Source organism: Paenarthrobacter sp. NPDC089714, from assembly GCF_044748905.1.
GTDB lineage: Bacteria > Actinomycetota > Actinomycetes > Actinomycetales > Micrococcaceae > Arthrobacter.
In genome coordinates, this window is sequence record NZ_JBIVGX010000017.1 from 55,753 (window position 1) to 71,181 (window position 15,429).

Here is a 15,429-nt window from a genome sequence, read left to right on the forward strand (position 1 = left end):
GTTGCCCTAGTCCTCCGAGCGCCCCTCGGCCGCACGCTGTACCACGGCTTCCAACTCGTCCTTGGTGAGCAATTCACGGTGTCCATGCTTGGTGCGGTAGGCCGAACGCCCCACCATGTGGGCCGCAACGGGTGCCGTCAGCAACTGGAAGATCCAAGCCACCAGCAGCACGGGCCACACCCACCAGGTGCGCATCTGCAGCCCGATCGCGGCAAGCATGAGGAACAAGCCCAACACCTGCGGTTTGGTGGCCGCGTGCATGCGGCTCATGAGGTCCGGGAAACGCAACAACCCGATGGCCGCACCCAGTGACATCAGGGCGCCCACCACCAGGAACACTGCCGTAACGGCGTCGATCACGAGGTCCACGCCGGTTGCATCAGGAGTCATTGGCCTGTCCCCTTCGCTCAGCCACGAACCGGGCAACGGTCACCGATCCGATAAATCCGATCACGGCCAACGCAACCAGGAGCATGAGGTTGTTCAGGTGCCGGTTGACCGCCATATCCACCGCCAGCGCAGCGCCAAGGATGGCCAGGAGTACGTCGGAAGCGAGCACGCGGTCCAGCAACGACGGCCCAACGGCGATCCGGATGATCGCCCCGGCCGCGGCGAGGCTGAGGATCACAGCCGTGACAATGAGAACCAGTTCTTTCACAGTGAGGCTCCTTCCATGCCCGGGGCTTCAGCCCGAAGGGCTGCCACTTCCTCGCGGGTGCCCATGATCCTGATCAGTCCGGCTTCGATGTCCTGTACTTCGTGCCGGATTTTCCGCACATCTTCCTCTCCGTAGATGTTGAGCGCGTGCAGGTAGAGCGTGGAGGTGGAGCGGTCCACTTCCACCACCAGCGAGCCCGGGATCAGGGAGATGACGTGGCCGGTGGCCGTCACCATGAGGTCGGCATGGCTCCGCAGCGGAACAGCGACGACGGCGCTGCGCACCTTAGGTCCCTTGACCACGGCCAGGTAGAGGACCAGGAAGCTCGCTGCCACCACTTTGCCAAGGAACATGAAGGCGAAAGGAATGGCGCGGAGGATGTTGAAGCGGCCACTCAGTTCAACGGGGGGCAAGTAGAACAGCTTGGCCACCACAATGGCGATGAGCGCGCCGAACAACAGGTTGCCGGGGCTGAAATCCCGCCACAGGGCACCCCACACAATCACCAGCCAGATCAGCAGTGGGAGTTCGGTGCGGAAGGAGATCGGTTTGCGGCTCATTTGGCACCGCCTGTCTGCACCGCGGCGGGCACCGGAGCGTTATCACCCAGGACGGAGTGGATATAGGCCGAACGGTCGAGCATGATCTCGGCTGAGCCGCCGGACAGTTGGAAAAGCGGTCCGGCGAAGACAGTCAGCGCTACACCGAAGACCACCAGTCCGGCCGTCGAACCCACCATGGTCCGGGGAAGGACACCGGCACGGCCGGGCGTCAGGAGCACCGGATCCGGGTATTCAGCGTCCTCGGGCTTGCGCCAGAAGGCCCTGTTCCACACGCGGGCGATGGCGAGCAAGGTCAGGAGGCTCGTGACCACTCCGCCCACCACCAGGATGATGGCCAGGGGCGTGCCTAGCTCGACACCTGCTTGCAGGAGGCCAAGCTTCCCGAGGAACCCGGAGAACGGCGGGATGCCTGCCAGGTTCATGGCCGGGACAAAGAACAACACGGCAAGCAGCGGCGAGAGCTTGGCCAACCCGCCCAGACGGTCGATCGAGGACGAACCTCCGCGCCGCTCAATCAACCCCGTGACCAGGAACAAACTGGTCTGGACGGTGATGTGGTGCGCCACGTAGAACACCGCGGCCCCAAGCCCCGTGATGGAGGACATCGCGAGGCCGAACACCATGTAGCCAATGTGGCTGACCAAGGTGAAGGAAAGCAGACGCTTGATGTCGCTCTGGGCCAAGGCACCGAGGATGCCCACCACCATGGTCAGCAGCGCCACGATCATCAAGGGCGTGTTCAGCGTATCCCCTGGGAACAGGAGCGTTTCAGTGCGGACCATCGCGTACACGCCCACCTTGGTGAGCAAGCCGGCGAACACCGCGGTGACCGGCGCGGGTGCGGTGGGATAGGAGTCGGGCAACCAGAAGGACAACGGGAACACGGCGGCCTTGATGCCGAAGGCCACCAGCAACATCACATGCAGGAGGTTCTGCGTGCCCTGGTCCAGCTCAGCAAGCTTGATGGCCAGGTCCGCCATGGTGATGGTTCCGGTGGCGCCGTAGATCATGGCGATCGCGATCAGGAACAGCACCGAGGACACCACGGAAACCACCACGTACGTCACGCCGGCCCGGATGCGGGGCCCCGTTCCGCCGAGCGTCATGAGGACGTAACTCGCGGTCAACAGGATCTCGAAACCCACGTAGAGGTTGAAGAGGTCGCCGGTGAGGAAGGCGTTGGAAACACCCGCCACCAGGATCAGGTAGGTGGGGTGGAAGATGGAGACCGGCGCTTCCTGGTCGCCATCGGCCATGCCCTGGCCGGTGGCGTAGATCAGGACCGCGAGGCTCACCACCGTGGACACCACGAGCATGAGCGAGGAGAACTGGTCCACCACCAACACCACGCCCCACGGCGGCAACCAGCCACCGAGGGTCACTGAGGTGGTGCCACCGTCCCACACAGAAATCAGCAGGAAGGATTCCAGGAGCAACGTCAGGCTCAGGATGCCGATGCTGACGGCGCGTTGGGCGGCAGTGTGCCGGATCAACACGAAGGCCAGTGCGGCACCGAGGATGGGGAGAAGGACAGCGAGCGGTGACAGGTTAGCGAGATTCACGCGCTGCCTCCTTCCCGGCTCTGGGCCGTTTTGGGGGTTTCCGTTTCTTCCGGGTGCAGCCGTTCTTCCGGAGTGGACGGGGTGATGGCGAACTCCGAGGTTTCCAGCGGCACAATGGCGTCGTCTTCGGCGTCGAAGCTCGGCGTCTGGGCGACGCGACGGTCTTCGATGTCGTCCTGGATTTCATCCTGCCGGGCCAGGGCCCACGTGCGGTAGATGATGCCGAGCATGAACGCGGTCACCGCGAAGGAAATCACGATCGAGGTCAGGATCAGGGCCTGCGGCAACGGATCGTTGTACGTTCCGGGGTCCGTCTCTTTGGTGAACAACGGCGCCAGCCCTGCGTAACCACCGGTGGTGAGGATCAGGATGTTGGTGGCGTTGGCCAGGAGCATCAGCCCCAAGAGCACGCGGGTCAGGCTGCGTTCCAGGATGAGGTAGATGCCGCAGGCGTACAGGACGCCCATGACGATCAGCAAGGTCAGGTTGATACTCATGCTTTACCCTTCCCGGCCGCGGCGGTCTCTGCGGCGTCATCCTCTGCGATGGGCGCGCCCTTGCCTTCGAAGTGCTCGTCGATTTCCGCGCCAAGGCTGCGGAGGACGTCCAGCGCCAGCCCCACCACCACGATGTACACACCGATGTCGAAGATGGTTGAGGTCACGAACTTAATGTCTCCGAACACGGGCAGCCAGAACTCGATGATGGCGCTCTGGAACACCTGTCCGCCCAGGAAGAGCGGCACCAACCCGGAGGCAGCCGCCGTCGCGAGTCCCGTTCCCAGCAGGGTTCCGGCACTCACTGTCGCGGCTTCGCTCAGCTCGAAGCGGCCGCCCGCGAGGTACCGGATGGTCAGTGCCAGGCCGGCCGTGAGGCCGCCTGCAAAACCACCGCCGGGCAGGTTGTGGCCGGCCAGGAGGAGATAGATGGAGAACACGATCATCGAGTGGAAGATGAGCCTGGTGACCACCTCGAAAATGATCGAGCGCCGCTCGGGAGCCAGGGTCCGGCCGGCTACAAGCCAGGCGTCGCGGGTAACGTCGCTGAACTTCCGCGCCACAGCCAGCGTGGCGCTGTCGCGGGAGTCACGTTCGACGTCGGTGCGGCGCCCCACGCTGCCTTCCGGCACCGCCGCTGAGGTCCTGATGCGGTCACCGCGGCTGCGCACGAAGATCAGGCTGGCCACGCCGGTCGCGGCGACGGCCAGCACCGAGATCTCGCCGAAGGTGTCCCACGCGCGGATATCCACCAGGGTCACATTGACCACGTTCAAACCGCCGCCGCCTTCGTACGCCAGCCGTGGAAAGTCCAGGGAGATCGGCGTAGCCACGCGGGCACCCATGGCGTAGATCGCCACGAAGATCATGGTGATGCCGAATGCTGCACCAATGATCACGCGAATCACCCGCAGCCGTCCGCCGGTGCGGTCCCGGAGCTCGGCGGGCAGGCTGCGCATCGCGAGCACGAAGGCCACCAGCACGATGGTTTCCACCAGCATCTGGGTCAGTGCGAGGTCCGGTGCGCCCTGCAGCGCGAACACCAGGGCGATGCCGTAGCCCGTCACGGACACCATGAGGACGGCGAGGAAGCGCTTGTTGGCCCGCACTGCGGCGAGTGCGCCAACAATGATCCCGATCCCCACAATGATCTGCAGCGGAGAGTTGGGATCGACCAAATACACGCCTTCAGGGAGGGGCTTGTTGGCCGCGATCAAGGCTGCGAGCGGAACAGCGAACGCAACCGTAAGGATGACGGTCAGGTAGAAGTACAGCGAACCACGCTGGGTGCGGCCGGTGACCCATACGGCGATGTCATCGAGTGCGCCGATGGTGTGCTGGTACGACCGGTCGCCATCGATCCAGTCGGGAACCAGGCCCTGGACACGGGACACTGCGTTGCGGCCGTAGAACATGGCCGCGCCCACGACGAATGTCAGCGCTGTCAGGCCCAAAGCGGGAGTGAGGCCATGCCACAAAGCGAGGTGACCGGCGTCGGGCGCTCCTTCGCGGTCCGCAAACAGCGCCGCGTACGGCTGGATCCACGTGTCCACGGGAACCGGCCAGAAGCCGTAGGCGATGGTCAGGAAGCTCAGGATCGCGGGAGCGGCAAGGAAGGCCGGCTTGATCGGCTTGAAAGGAGTGGGCTCCACGCCTGCTTTGGTGGCAAAGGCACCCCACATGAATCGCGCGCTGTAGGCGAAGGTGAGGATCGATCCGATCACCAGGCCCACCAGGATCCAGATGCCCCACGCCGGCGCATCATGCCCCGTGGCGTAGTGGACGAACGTCTCGAAGACGGATTCCTTCGCCACGAACCCGGCCAAGGGAGGAACACCGGCCATGGACGCCGCCGCAATGGCAGCGACCACGCCCAGTGCGCGCGAGGAACGGAAAACGCCGGAGAGCTTGCGGATGTCGCGGGTGCCGGATTGGTGGTCGATGATGCCCACCACCAGGAACAACGTGGCCTTGAACAGCCCGTGTGCCAGGAGCAGCGCGAGCCCCGCAAGGGCGGCATCCGGTTGGCCGAGCCCCACCACCATGGTGAGGAAGCCGAGCTGGCTGACCGTGCCGTAGGCCAGGATGAGCTTGATGTCCGTCTGCCGCAGTGCCCGGTAGCCGCCGATCAGCATGGTGGCCAGGCCCAGCCCCAGGACCAGCGGAAGCCAGAAGTCCGATTCGGAGAAGCCCGGCGCCAGGCGGGCAACAATGTAGATACCCGCCTTCACCATCGCCGCTGCGTGCAGGTAGGCACTGACAGGAGTGGGCGCGGCCATGGCTCCGGGGAGCCAGAAGTGGAATGGAACAAGCGCGGATTTGGTGATGGCACCCACCAGGACAAGCACGACGGCGGCAGTCACCGCGTCCTGCATGGGCCCGGCCATGAGCGTCCCGGCTTGGTCGAGGATGGCCGAGATACGATACGTCCCCGCAGCTTGGCCGAGGATGATGAGGCCCACGAGCATCGCAAGGCCGCCGGCCGTGGTGACCATGAGCGCCTGCAAGGCAGACCGGCGGGCGGCCAGGCGGGTGCGGGCGTAGCCGATCAGCAGGTAGGACAGGATGGTGGTGAGTTCCCAGAAGATGAACAACATCAGGAGGTCATCGGAGGTCACCAAACCGAACATTGCCCCGGCGAACGCAAGCAACTGGGCACCGAAGCCGCCAAGGCCAGGGTCCTTGTCCTTGAAGTAGCGCGCACAGTACACCAGCACCAGGGTGCCTACGCCCAGGATCAGCAGGGACATCACCCAAGCCAGGGCGTCCATCCTGAAAGCGAACTCAAGCTTCAGGTCGGGGATCCAGGGCAGGACTTCCTCGAGGCCGCTGCCTGAATAGACAGGTGCGTATTGGAGGACCAACCAGATGAAAGCGCCTGCCGGTACCGCCGCGAGTGCGTAGAACGCGTTCCTGCCGAGTTTGCTGAAGATCAAAGGCGCCACAGTTGCCGCGACAAAGGTGATGGCGAGAACTGTGATCAATGTTGTCTCCGCAAAGTCAGGAAGGAATTGTCAAAAGTTGGAGCAAGCGGTGCATACGTTGGGTTCGGTTGTTCCAGTTTATCAAGGGGTTAAGGGCGTTTTCGCCGGAAAGTGCGCTATGTGGACAACCTCCGGCCTTATGAAGCCCGCGGTCTGTCGCACCACGGCCCGCCGTGGTGTCCCGATAGCATTCAGGCATGAACGCGGCTGCAGTTCCCGAAGCTTCCCCTCCCCCGTCCGAGCTTGCCTCCGGCCCGGCCGCCTCCAAAAAGGGGCAGATCCTCGCCTGGGCGGCCTGGGACTGGGGCTCGGCAGCCTTCAACGCCGTCATGACCACATTCGTGTTCACCGTCTACTTGACCTCCAACGCGTTCGGCGGAGAGGACACGGCGTCGGCAGCCCTCGGCGCAGCCCTGGCGGTGGCCGGGCTCGCCATCGCCTTGTTGGCACCCGTGACCGGCCAGCGTTCGGACGCCGGCGGACGCCGGAAACTGTGGCTCGGGGTGAACACCGCTGCCACGGCCGTGCTCACGGCCTTGTGCTTCTTCGTTTTCCCCCAGCCGGGGTTCCTGCTGCTGGGGGTCTGCCTGATCGCTTTGGGCAACGTGTTCTTCGAGTTCGCGGGCGTGAACTACAACGCCATGCTGGCCCAGATCTCCACGCCCCGGAACATCGGCAAGGTCAGCGGCTTCGGGTGGGGCATGGGGTATCTCGGCGGCATCGTGGCGCTGCTCCTGGTCCTTCAGTTGTTTGTCCAACCATCCTTTGAATGGTTTGGCTCATCCACGCAGGACTCCCTGAACATCAGGCTCGTGGCCGTCTTCTCCGCGTTGTGGTTCTTCGTCTTCGCGTTGCCTGTGCTGTTCGCCGTGCCCGAGCTCCCGGGCAGGAAGGACGCCGCGTCGCTGGGCTTCTTCGCCTCCTACCGCCTGCTGTTCAAGCGCATCGGGGCGATCTACCGGACAAGCCCGCACACCATCTTCTTCCTTCTTTCCAGCGCCATCTTCCGCGATGGTTTGGCCGCGGTGTTCACCTTTGGCGGGGTGATCGCGGCAGGCACGTTCGGCTTCGAGCTCAAGGACGTCATCTTTTTTGCGATCTTCGGAAACGTGGTCGCAGCCGTAGGTGCCATCATCGGCGGCTTCCTCGATGACAGGATCGGTCCCAAGGCAGTGATCGTCATATCGCTGGTGGGCCTGCTCGTTGCAGGAACCGTCATCCTGGTGCTGGGCAACGGCACCTACGTCTTCTTCGGCAACGAGTGGCCCGGAACCAACACTTTCTGGGTGTTCGGGCTCCTGCTCTGCCTGTTCGTGGGCCCGGCCCAGTCCTCCTCGCGCGCCTACCTGGCCAGGCTCGCTCCCAGCGGTGAATCCGGGGAACTGTTTGGCCTTTACGCCACCACCGGACGCGCCGTAAGCTTCCTGGCGCCCAGTCTCTTCACGCTGTGCATCACAATTGCTGCTCCGATTGTTGAAGAAGGTGGAGCCCAACGATGGGGCATCCTCGGGATCATGGTGGTCTTGTTGGCGGGGCTCCTGGTGATCCTGCCGGTCAAGCCGCCCGGCAAGGCCAGGATCGCCGTGGTCCCGGACAACTGAACGCCCGGCTACAGCTGAGCGCGAACGCCGCTTCACGGCGGTTGCAAGAGAGTTAAGGTGTACATATGAACGTGGAAGAGACCGAACTCCCGGGCCTTGGTGTCCGCAAGGATTTCGTCACGGCTTCTGGCCGTCGTATTGGCGTGGTTGAGCACCGCGAGGGCGAAACCGAGCTTTTCGTCTCGACGTGGGACGATCCCGATACGTGCCAGGCCTCCATTCCGCTGACCGCGGATGAAGCGTCCTGCCTGGGCAACCTCCTGAGCGGGCAGCACGTCGCCATGCGCTTGGCCGAGGCACATCGGGAAATCCCCGGCATCGTCACCCGGCAGTTCTCCATCACAGCCGACTCCCCGTTCGTCAACCAACCCATGGGCAAAGCGCAGATCCGCACCCGCAGTGGGGTTTCCATCGTGGCGATCATGCGCGAAGGCGAGGTAGTCCCGTCGCCGGCACCCGACGTCGTCCTTCACCTTGGCGATCTGCTGGTAGCAGTCGGCACGCAGGAAGGTCTTGACTCGGCCGCCGGCATCCTCCGCAACGGCTGACCCGTGGATCCGCTCGCGCTAGCCCTGGTGGAACTGGGCGCCGTCGTCTTCTGCCTGGGCCTGCTGGCCCGTTTGGCTGGCCGGATCGGCATGTCACCCATTCCGCTTTACCTGCTGGGCGGCCTGGCGTTCGGCGCCGGCGGGCTGGTGAAACTGGACGGCATGCACGAATTCGCGCACCTTTCCGGCGAAATCGGCGTGATCCTGCTGCTGTTGATGCTTGGCTTGGAGTACACGGCATCCGAACTTGTCACCGGGCTGAGGCGTTCCTGGCAAGCCGGCGTCCTGGACTTCATCATGAACTTCATCCCGGGTGCGGGCATCGCCGTGCTCCTCGGTTGGGGCTTGGTGGGAGCGATCGTCATGGGCGGCGTGACGTACATTTCTTCGTCCGGCATCGCGGCCAAGGTGATCACGGACCTCGGCCGGATCGGTAACCGCGAAACTCCAGTCGTCCTCTCCATCCTGGTCTTCGAGGACCTCGCCATGGCCATCTACCTGCCGATCCTCACCGCGATCCTGGCCGGCGTTGGTTTCCTCGGCGGACTGCAAACCGTGGGGATCGCACTCGCCGTCGTGACGGTCATCCTGGTGATCGCCTTGAAGCACGGCCACCGTGTATCCCAAGCCATCCACAGCGAGAATTCCGAAGTGTTCCTGCTCAACGTCCTGGGCCTGGCGCTGTTGGTGGCCGGTATTGCCTCGGCACTGCAGGTTTCCGCCGCCGTCGGTGCCTTCATGTTGGGCATCGCCATTTCCGGTGCCACGGCCCACAATGCCACCAGGATCCTCGAACCGCTGCGAGACTTGTTCGCGGCGATTTTTTTCGTGGTCTTCGGCCTCAATACGGATCCACGGTCCATTCCTCCGGTCCTCGGCGTGGCACTGCTGCTGGCCGTCCTCACCGCAGCCACCAAGATCCTGACGGGTTTCTGGGCAGCCAAGCGGGCAGGCATCGCCGTACCGGGACGTTTCCGCGCCGGCGCAGCCTTGATCGCACGCGGCGAGTTCTCGATCGTCATCGCCGGCCTGGCCGTCGCTTCCGGGGCTGTACCGCACGAACTCGCGGCCCTCGCCACGGCCTACGTCCTCATCATGGCCGTCATGGGTCCGCTGGCCGCCCGGTTCGTGGAGCCCGTGGTCAAGGCCTTCCGCAAGACTCCCAAAGCCCCGCCCCGCACCCCCGAGCGCACCCCGGCCTGACCCATGCCCCGCCCGTTGGCCGGCCCCAAAGCGCCGGAAGCCAACCCCTCAGCGCAGGCCTAGATGGCCGTCCGGTGGAAGTTCTGGTGGCTCCGGCTGGCTGTCGGACCACGCTGGCCCTGGTAGCGGTTGCCGTACTCTCCGGAGCCGTACGGGTGTTCCGCGGAGGAGGTCAGCCGGAAGAAGCACAACTGGCCGATCTTCATGCCCGGCCACAGCTTGATGGGCAACGTGGCCACGTTGGACAACTCCAGGGTCACGTGACCGGAGAAACCGGGGTCGATGAAACCCGCGGTGGAGTGCGTCAGCAGACCGAGGCGGCCCAGCGACGACTTGCCCTCGAGGCGTGCAGCGATGTCGTCGGGCAGGCTCACGGTCTCGTACGTAGAGCCGAGCACGAATTCGCCCGGGTGCAGGATGAACGGCTCGTCACCCTCCACCTCCACCAGGCGCGTCAGCTCAGGCTGCTCCTCGGAGGGGTCGATGTGGGCGTACTTGTGGTTGTCGAAGAGCCGGAAGAACCGGTCGATCCGCACGTCCACGGAAGACGGCTGAACCATCGCGGGGTCGTACGGTTCAAGGACAATCCGTTGGGAGTCAATTTCGGCACGAATATCGCGGTCAGAGATCAGCACAGCATCAAAAATACCGCATGCATTGTCCTCGCCGTCCCGTGCGACTATAGTTCCCGGACAGGTTAAGCCGCGCCCGGACTTTGGGGGCATCGAGCATTCGCGGGGTAATTGTGGGGAAATTGGCAGCGCCTGCGGCAATTGTGGTGGCCGGAGTACTGGCACTGGCAGTAGCCGGTTCCAGCCAACTCCTGCCGGCAACAGAGGCGGTTCCTGGCGGCGGCACCACACCGTCCAGCAGCGTACCTTCCGGCCTGAAAGCTCCTGAACCGAGCACGACGGCGGTCGGCTCCCCTTCGGCTGAACCCGCCGCCCCCGGCGGAGAGCCAAACGGCCCCACTGTGACGGACCCGGGTCCCGCTACGGTGCCCGGCTCCGTGCCCACTCGGCCGGTCGCCGTCGAACCGACCATCGAGTCTCCTCCGCCCGTTCCGAACATCGGCCCGTCCTGGGGTCCAGACGGCCCGTCTTCGGAGACCGCCGACCCCGAGGTACCCGGCGCCGAAGATGCAGGCCCGGTACCCACCGATCCCGAGCCGTCACCTGTCCCGACGCCCTCCGCCCCGGCCGCTGGGCCCTCGCCGGAGGTGACGCCGTCGGCCACTGCAACCGCTCCAACGGCGACGCCCGGCCCTGGCACCATCGCTTCGCCTGCTCCAACGGCAACCCCCACCCCGACGCCAACAGCGCCGGCAACAGCGCCCACGGCCACCCCGACGCCCACCGGCCCGGTTCCGGCGCCGAACCCAAGCACCAGCCAGGCCCCAAGCGAAACCCCCTTCCCCGGCAAGGCCCCCAGCAGCGACCCCGCCACGGAGGATGGTGCCCTGGCTTTGCTGCCGGACAACAACTCAGCCGCCATCCTTACCGTCTTCAACGCCATCAACAGCTACCGGGCCTCCCTTGGCCTGGCCCCCGTGAAGTACCACGCAACCGTGGCCAACCTGGCGCAGGAGTGGTCCAACAACATCGCCAGCCGTGAAGTGATCCAGCACAGGGCCAACTTCTGGACGGACCCTCGCGCCATGAACCCCAACAACGGGGCGGGCGAGGTCATCGCGGTCCGCTGGGACAGGGATGCCGCGCAACTCGTGGAGTGGTGGAAGGGTTCGCCGGGCCACGATGCGCTGCTCAGGGATCCGCGGTTCAACGTGATGGGCATCGGTATCACGTACACGGACGGTAATTGGCAGACCACCCCCAACCGCTACACCTTGTGGGGCGTGGTCAACTTCTTCGGCTACACCACGCTGCCGGCCGGAACCACCACCCGCCCTGGTGGAACGGTTACCCCGCCCACGGACCCGGTGGGTGCCTGCGAGCCGGGCGACAAGCACCAACCGCCCACGGTGGACCTGAAATCCGCTTCCATCCGCAGCGCTGCCGACCTGGTCTCGGTGGGCGGGGACGGTTCGGTGTACTCGTACCAGTCCCTGGGCAACGCGAAGTATGGCGCAGCGCGGAAAATCGCGGCAGGGTTCACGGGGCTCAAGGAGTTGTTCGTCTCCGATTGGGACCGTGACGGCGTCTTCGACTTGATCGCACAGCGAAACGACGGGCAGTTGCTGGTGTACCCGGGCAAGGCCTCTGGTGGCTTTGGGTCGCCGGGTGTCCTGGGCCAGGGGTGGCAGTCGCTCACCATTTCCGTGGGCCAGTGGTGCGCCAACAACCGGCTCCCCCAGATTGTTGCCATGGATGGTTCGGGCGGTTTGTGGCTCTATAAGAACTCGGGGCTCTCCTACATCAGGAGCCAGTCAGCCATTGGCACGGGCAACCCGGCTGTGCGCCTGAGCATGGTGGATTACAACGCGGACGGCTTCCAGGACCTGCTCACGGTGGAGGCGAACGGCAATCTCCGCCTCTACCGTGGCAGCGGGCTCGCCACTCCGCGGCAGGAAGCGCGTCCGATCGTCGGCGCGGCGTGGACGGACTACAGCGGCATTCGCGCGCTGCAGGGCGTCGGTGGACCGGGGACCACGGGTGTTGCCGGTTTGGGCACCAACGGCGTGCTTGAGTACTGGGACCTCACCTCAGGACGGCTCACCACACCGGTCACCGTGGGCGGCGGCTGGAGTGGTTTCAAGCTGGCCCAGTAGGGCTCAAGCCGGCCTGGTTGCTGTCAGCCCGGACCGGTCGCCAGCCGGCCTGGCCACCCACCAGGCGGCGGGATCCATCAGGCGGCGGATTCGGACTCGATCACCGTCTTGAGCTGCTCCAGCTGGGCAACCTCAGCTTCCATGGTCTTCTGGATCATTCCGTTCATCAGCTTCTGCAAGCCCTTGGGGTGGTACTCCAGTGCGAACCTGAGCCGCGTGGTCTTTCCCTCGGTGCTGAGGTAGTAGCCGCCGCTGGGCCTGGCTGGTCCCGCCACCACTTCGAAGCGCACTTCCGCGCCCGGGCGGGCTTCGGTGATCTCGAAATCGGCGGCGATGGGACGTCCACCGGGACCGGTGAGGGTCTGCTGGTACACAGCGCCCTTCTCACCGCGCACGCCGGAACGGAGTTCGATGCTGCGGATTCCGGTGCGCCACAGCGAGTTGTTCATGCCGTCCATGAGGAACTCGAACACGGTCATGGCGTCCCTGCTGATCACCACTTCATGCGCTGCAAATGCCACGGAAACCTCTTTCGGCGTACGGTCGAATGGTCGTAGCCCGGTTCCCCATACACTGCAGCTAACACCTTCAGAATAGTCAGCCGCGCTGGCCCGCGACACACGGCCACACGAGCCTTCACCGAATGGTTACCTGACAGCCGCACGCAAAGCCCGGTAGAGTTCCTGCGGCTGCTATTAATCACTTTGGGGGCGTAATGCAGGCTTTTGACCAACAGACTTTCGCAGGAAAAGTACGACGCCGGCTGGCAGCCGGAGCGGCTTTCCTCGCCATCGCCGTGGCCGGCAGTGTCGCCGTCGCCGCGCCGGCGGGTGCAGCGCTTCCCGGCGCGACACCGCAGCGCACGGTTCAGGCGGGCACGGTTCAAGCGGGCACAGTTCAAACAGGCGCAGTTCAAACAGGCGCAGTTCAAGCAGGCGCCTTTAAGGCGGCCGTCGCCCCGCAGTCCGCTCCGGCGTCGTTATCCGCCCCAACCGCCGTCCCCGCCACGGTCAACCCGCTCCCCAGCGTGGACCCGGTGGGCGATCCCGCCAGCTTCTCGGTGCTGGTCAACAAATCCAGGCCCCTGAATCCTGCCAGTTATGCGCCCGGAGACCTCATCAACGCCCGCGGCTCGGGACAGTTCCTGCGCGCTGAGGCCGCTGCGTGGCTCAACGGCCTGTTCCAGGGCGCCGCGGATGCCGGTACGGGCGGCCTCTCGATCGTGAGCGGCTACCGATCCTACGCCCAGCAGCAGCAGGTGTACGCCTACTACGTCAGCATTTACGGGCAAGCATACGCAGATACCATCTCCGCCCGGCCCGGCTACAGCGAGCACCAGACCGGCCTGGCCGTGGACGTGGGCAACCAGAACGGTTCCTGCGGGCTGAGCACCTGCTTCGGTGACACGGCGGCCGGCAAGTGGGTGGCCGCGAACGCCCACAAATACGGCTTCATTGTCAGGTACCCCAACGGCTACACGGGCACTACGGGCTACAGCTACGAGCCGTGGCACCTCCGGTATGTCGGCGTCGCGTTGGCCACGGATATGAACCGGCGCGGCTACCCCACTATGGAGCAGTACTTCGCCGGCAACACGGCGGCCGGCGCGAGCATCAAGTCCGGTGCGGACCTGGTTGCCGCCGACTCCGCCGGAAGGCTCCTGCGCTACCCGGCGACGGCGGTGGGCAACTACGCGGCGCCCGTACAGATCGGTTCGGGCTGGACCGGCCTGAAACAGGGCTTCGTAGTGGACTGGGACATCGATGGCGTCTACGACATCCTTGCCCAGTGGAACAACGGCGTCCTCGGCGTTTACCGCGGACTTCCTGGTGGAGGCTTCGCCGGGCAGGTCGTGGTGGGCAACGGTGGTTGGGACCAGGTGACCATCACGGTGGGCAAATGGTCCCACGCGCACCCGCGGCCCAGCGTGGTGGGGTACTTCCCGGACGGCGTGCTGCGCTACTACCCCAATACCTTCGGCGGGGCCCTCAGCGGTCCGCAGATCATCGGCAAGGGCTGGAATGGCATGGAGCTAACCATGGCGGATTGGGAAGGCGACGGCGCCAACGACATCCTGGCCCGCACCGGTTCCGGCAAGCTCATCAACTACCGCGGCGATGGCTGGGCGGGCTTCTACGGGCCGGCCATGACGGTGGGAACGGGCTGGCAGTACATGCGCAACCTGCTCCCCAGCTTCGGCCTGACCGGCGCGGGCACTCGGGGAGTTACCGCCCAGACCATGGAGGGCAACCTCTATAACTACGGGCTGGGCCGCGGCCAGTGGACCACGTACTCCCAGGTGGGCTCGGGGTGGAACAGCCTGAAGCTCTTCAAGTAGCAGCGTGCCTTGTCCTGGACAACCCTGGAACTGCGCTAAGCTGGGATTCGCTTCGGCTCATGCGGAAGCAACGCGGGCGTAGCTCAATGGCAGAGCGCTAGCTTCCCAAGCTCGATACGCGGGTTCGATTCCCGTCGCCCGCTCCAGCAAGACCCTTGGCCATGCGAACACTTCGCACGGCCAAGGGTCTTTTCTTGTGGAGCCCCGAGCCTAAAATCGTAGGTACATCACCTATCCGGGAGGTCCTCCTATGACTCTCACCGACGATGCTGGGGCGGGTCCGCTCGCCGTCATCCACCGCCTGCTGGAAGCCACGAACAAGCACGATCTTGAAACCCTGGCGGAGTGCTTCTCGCCGGGTTACGTCAATGAAACTCCAGCCCACCCCACCCGGGGGTTCACGGGCCGGGAGACCATCCGCACCAATTGGGAACAGCTCTTCACCGGTGTCCCGGACATCAAGGTACGGATGGTGTCCCACAGCGTGACCACAGGCCAGGTGTGGACCGAACTGCACATGCAGGGGTCGTGGCGGGACGGCACACCGCATGAGCTGACCGGAGTGGTCATCTTCGGCGTGGAAGAGGGCGCCATCAACAACGCCCGCTTCTACATGGAGCCCGTGGAACATTTGGTCCGCATCGATGACACAGCAGACCGCGTCAGCCACCGGGTCACCCACGGACGTCCCCAGGAGGCTCCCGTCCAGGCGGCTTCGCAGTAACACCGCTTGGACGGGGCGCCACG

The 15,429-nt window shown here is 64.9% G+C and carries 14 protein-coding genes and 1 tRNA gene; 7 read left to right on the forward strand and 8 right to left on the reverse strand.

Going from position 1 to position 15,429, the window contains the following annotated elements; translation table 11 throughout:
* Nucleotides 1-6: 6 nt before the first annotated feature.
* From mnhG to ACIPY3_RS20815, 6 genes are read right to left on the reverse strand one after another with little or no spacing between them, the layout of a single operon-like run.
* Complete coding sequence (gene mnhG, locus ACIPY3_RS20790; protein ID WP_400337046.1) at nt 7-390, reverse strand: monovalent cation/H(+) antiporter subunit G; 384 nt, start codon at nt 388-390, stop codon at nt 7-9.
* On the reverse strand, nt 380-658 hold the full coding sequence (locus ACIPY3_RS20795; protein WP_400337047.1) for a monovalent cation/H+ antiporter complex subunit F: 279 nt from the start codon (nt 656-658) through the stop codon (nt 380-382). Before ACIPY3_RS20795 ends, mnhG begins: the two co-directional genes overlap by 11 nt.
* Nucleotides 655-1,218 carry a Na+/H+ antiporter subunit E gene (locus ACIPY3_RS20800; protein ID WP_400337049.1) on the reverse strand — a complete coding sequence of 188 codons (564 nt, stop codon included), beginning with the start codon at nt 1,216-1,218 and terminating at the stop codon, nt 655-657. The genes ACIPY3_RS20795 and ACIPY3_RS20800 overlap by 4 nt, the downstream gene beginning before the upstream one ends.
* Nucleotides 1,215-2,783: a Na+/H+ antiporter subunit D gene (locus ACIPY3_RS20805; protein ID WP_400337051.1), complete on the reverse strand. Its 1,569-nt coding sequence runs from the start codon at nt 2,781-2,783 to the stop codon at nt 1,215-1,217. The genes ACIPY3_RS20800 and ACIPY3_RS20805 overlap by 4 nt, the downstream gene beginning before the upstream one ends.
* On the reverse strand, nt 2,780-3,280 hold the full coding sequence (locus tag ACIPY3_RS20810) for a Na(+)/H(+) antiporter subunit C (protein WP_397325720.1): 501 nt from the start codon (nt 3,278-3,280) through the stop codon (nt 2,780-2,782). Before ACIPY3_RS20810 ends, ACIPY3_RS20805 begins: the two co-directional genes overlap by 4 nt.
* Nucleotides 3,277-6,264: a Na+/H+ antiporter subunit A gene (locus ACIPY3_RS20815; protein ID WP_400337053.1), complete on the reverse strand. Its 2,988-nt coding sequence runs from the start codon at nt 6,262-6,264 to the stop codon at nt 3,277-3,279. The genes ACIPY3_RS20810 and ACIPY3_RS20815 overlap by 4 nt, the downstream gene beginning before the upstream one ends.
* A gap of 197 nt (nt 6,265-6,461) precedes the next feature.
* Between ACIPY3_RS20815 and ACIPY3_RS20820 the strand changes: the two genes are divergently transcribed.
* The 3 genes from ACIPY3_RS20820 (at nt 6,462) to ACIPY3_RS20830 (ending at nt 9,616) form a co-directional block, all read left to right on the forward strand.
* Nucleotides 6,462-7,865, forward strand: coding sequence for an MFS transporter (locus ACIPY3_RS20820; RefSeq protein ID WP_400337055.1), 1,404 nt, complete (start codon nt 6,462-6,464; stop codon nt 7,863-7,865).
* 65 nt (nt 7,866-7,930) lie between these two features.
* Entirely contained in the window at nt 7,931-8,413 is a 483-nt protein-coding gene (locus ACIPY3_RS20825; RefSeq protein WP_397325723.1) for a cation:proton antiporter regulatory subunit, read from the forward strand.
* A gap of 3 nt (nt 8,414-8,416) precedes the next feature.
* Complete coding sequence (locus ACIPY3_RS20830) at nt 8,417-9,616, forward strand: cation:proton antiporter (protein WP_400337057.1); 1,200 nt, start codon at nt 8,417-8,419, stop codon at nt 9,614-9,616.
* Nucleotides 9,617-9,675: 59 nt separating this feature from the next.
* Here the strand turns inward: ACIPY3_RS20830 and dcd are convergent, their stop codons facing one another.
* A complete protein-coding gene (dcd, locus tag ACIPY3_RS20835; RefSeq protein WP_397325725.1) occupies nt 9,676-10,251 on the reverse strand; it encodes a dCTP deaminase in 576 nt (191 codons plus the stop codon).
* Nucleotides 10,252-10,370: 119 nt separating this feature from the next.
* Here dcd and ACIPY3_RS20840 point away from each other — a divergent pair, with 119 nt between their 5' ends.
* Complete coding sequence (locus ACIPY3_RS20840; RefSeq protein ID WP_400337058.1) at nt 10,371-12,344, forward strand: CAP domain-containing protein; 1,974 nt, start codon at nt 10,371-10,373, stop codon at nt 12,342-12,344.
* A gap of 77 nt (nt 12,345-12,421) precedes the next feature.
* Here ACIPY3_RS20840 and ACIPY3_RS20845 read toward each other — a convergent pair whose 3' ends face one another.
* A complete protein-coding gene (locus ACIPY3_RS20845; RefSeq protein WP_400337060.1) occupies nt 12,422-12,865 on the reverse strand; it encodes an SRPBCC family protein in 444 nt (147 codons plus the stop codon).
* A 194-nt stretch (nt 12,866-13,059) separates the two neighbouring features.
* On the opposite strand from ACIPY3_RS20845, the gene ACIPY3_RS20850 reads away from it, so the two are divergent.
* The 3 genes from ACIPY3_RS20850 (at nt 13,060) to ACIPY3_RS20860 (ending at nt 15,406) form a co-directional block, all read left to right on the forward strand.
* Nucleotides 13,060-14,682, forward strand: coding sequence for a D-alanyl-D-alanine carboxypeptidase family protein (locus ACIPY3_RS20850; protein WP_400337062.1), 1,623 nt, complete (start codon nt 13,060-13,062; stop codon nt 14,680-14,682).
* A 72-nt stretch (nt 14,683-14,754) separates the two neighbouring features.
* Nucleotides 14,755-14,828 (forward strand) — tRNA-Gly (locus ACIPY3_RS20855).
* Between the two features lie 104 nt (nt 14,829-14,932).
* Nucleotides 14,933-15,406 (forward strand): nuclear transport factor 2 family protein, encoded by a 474-nt coding sequence (locus tag ACIPY3_RS20860; RefSeq protein WP_400337064.1) that lies wholly within the window; start codon nt 14,933-14,935, stop codon nt 15,404-15,406.
* The last annotated feature ends 23 nt before the right edge of the window (nt 15,407-15,429 follow it).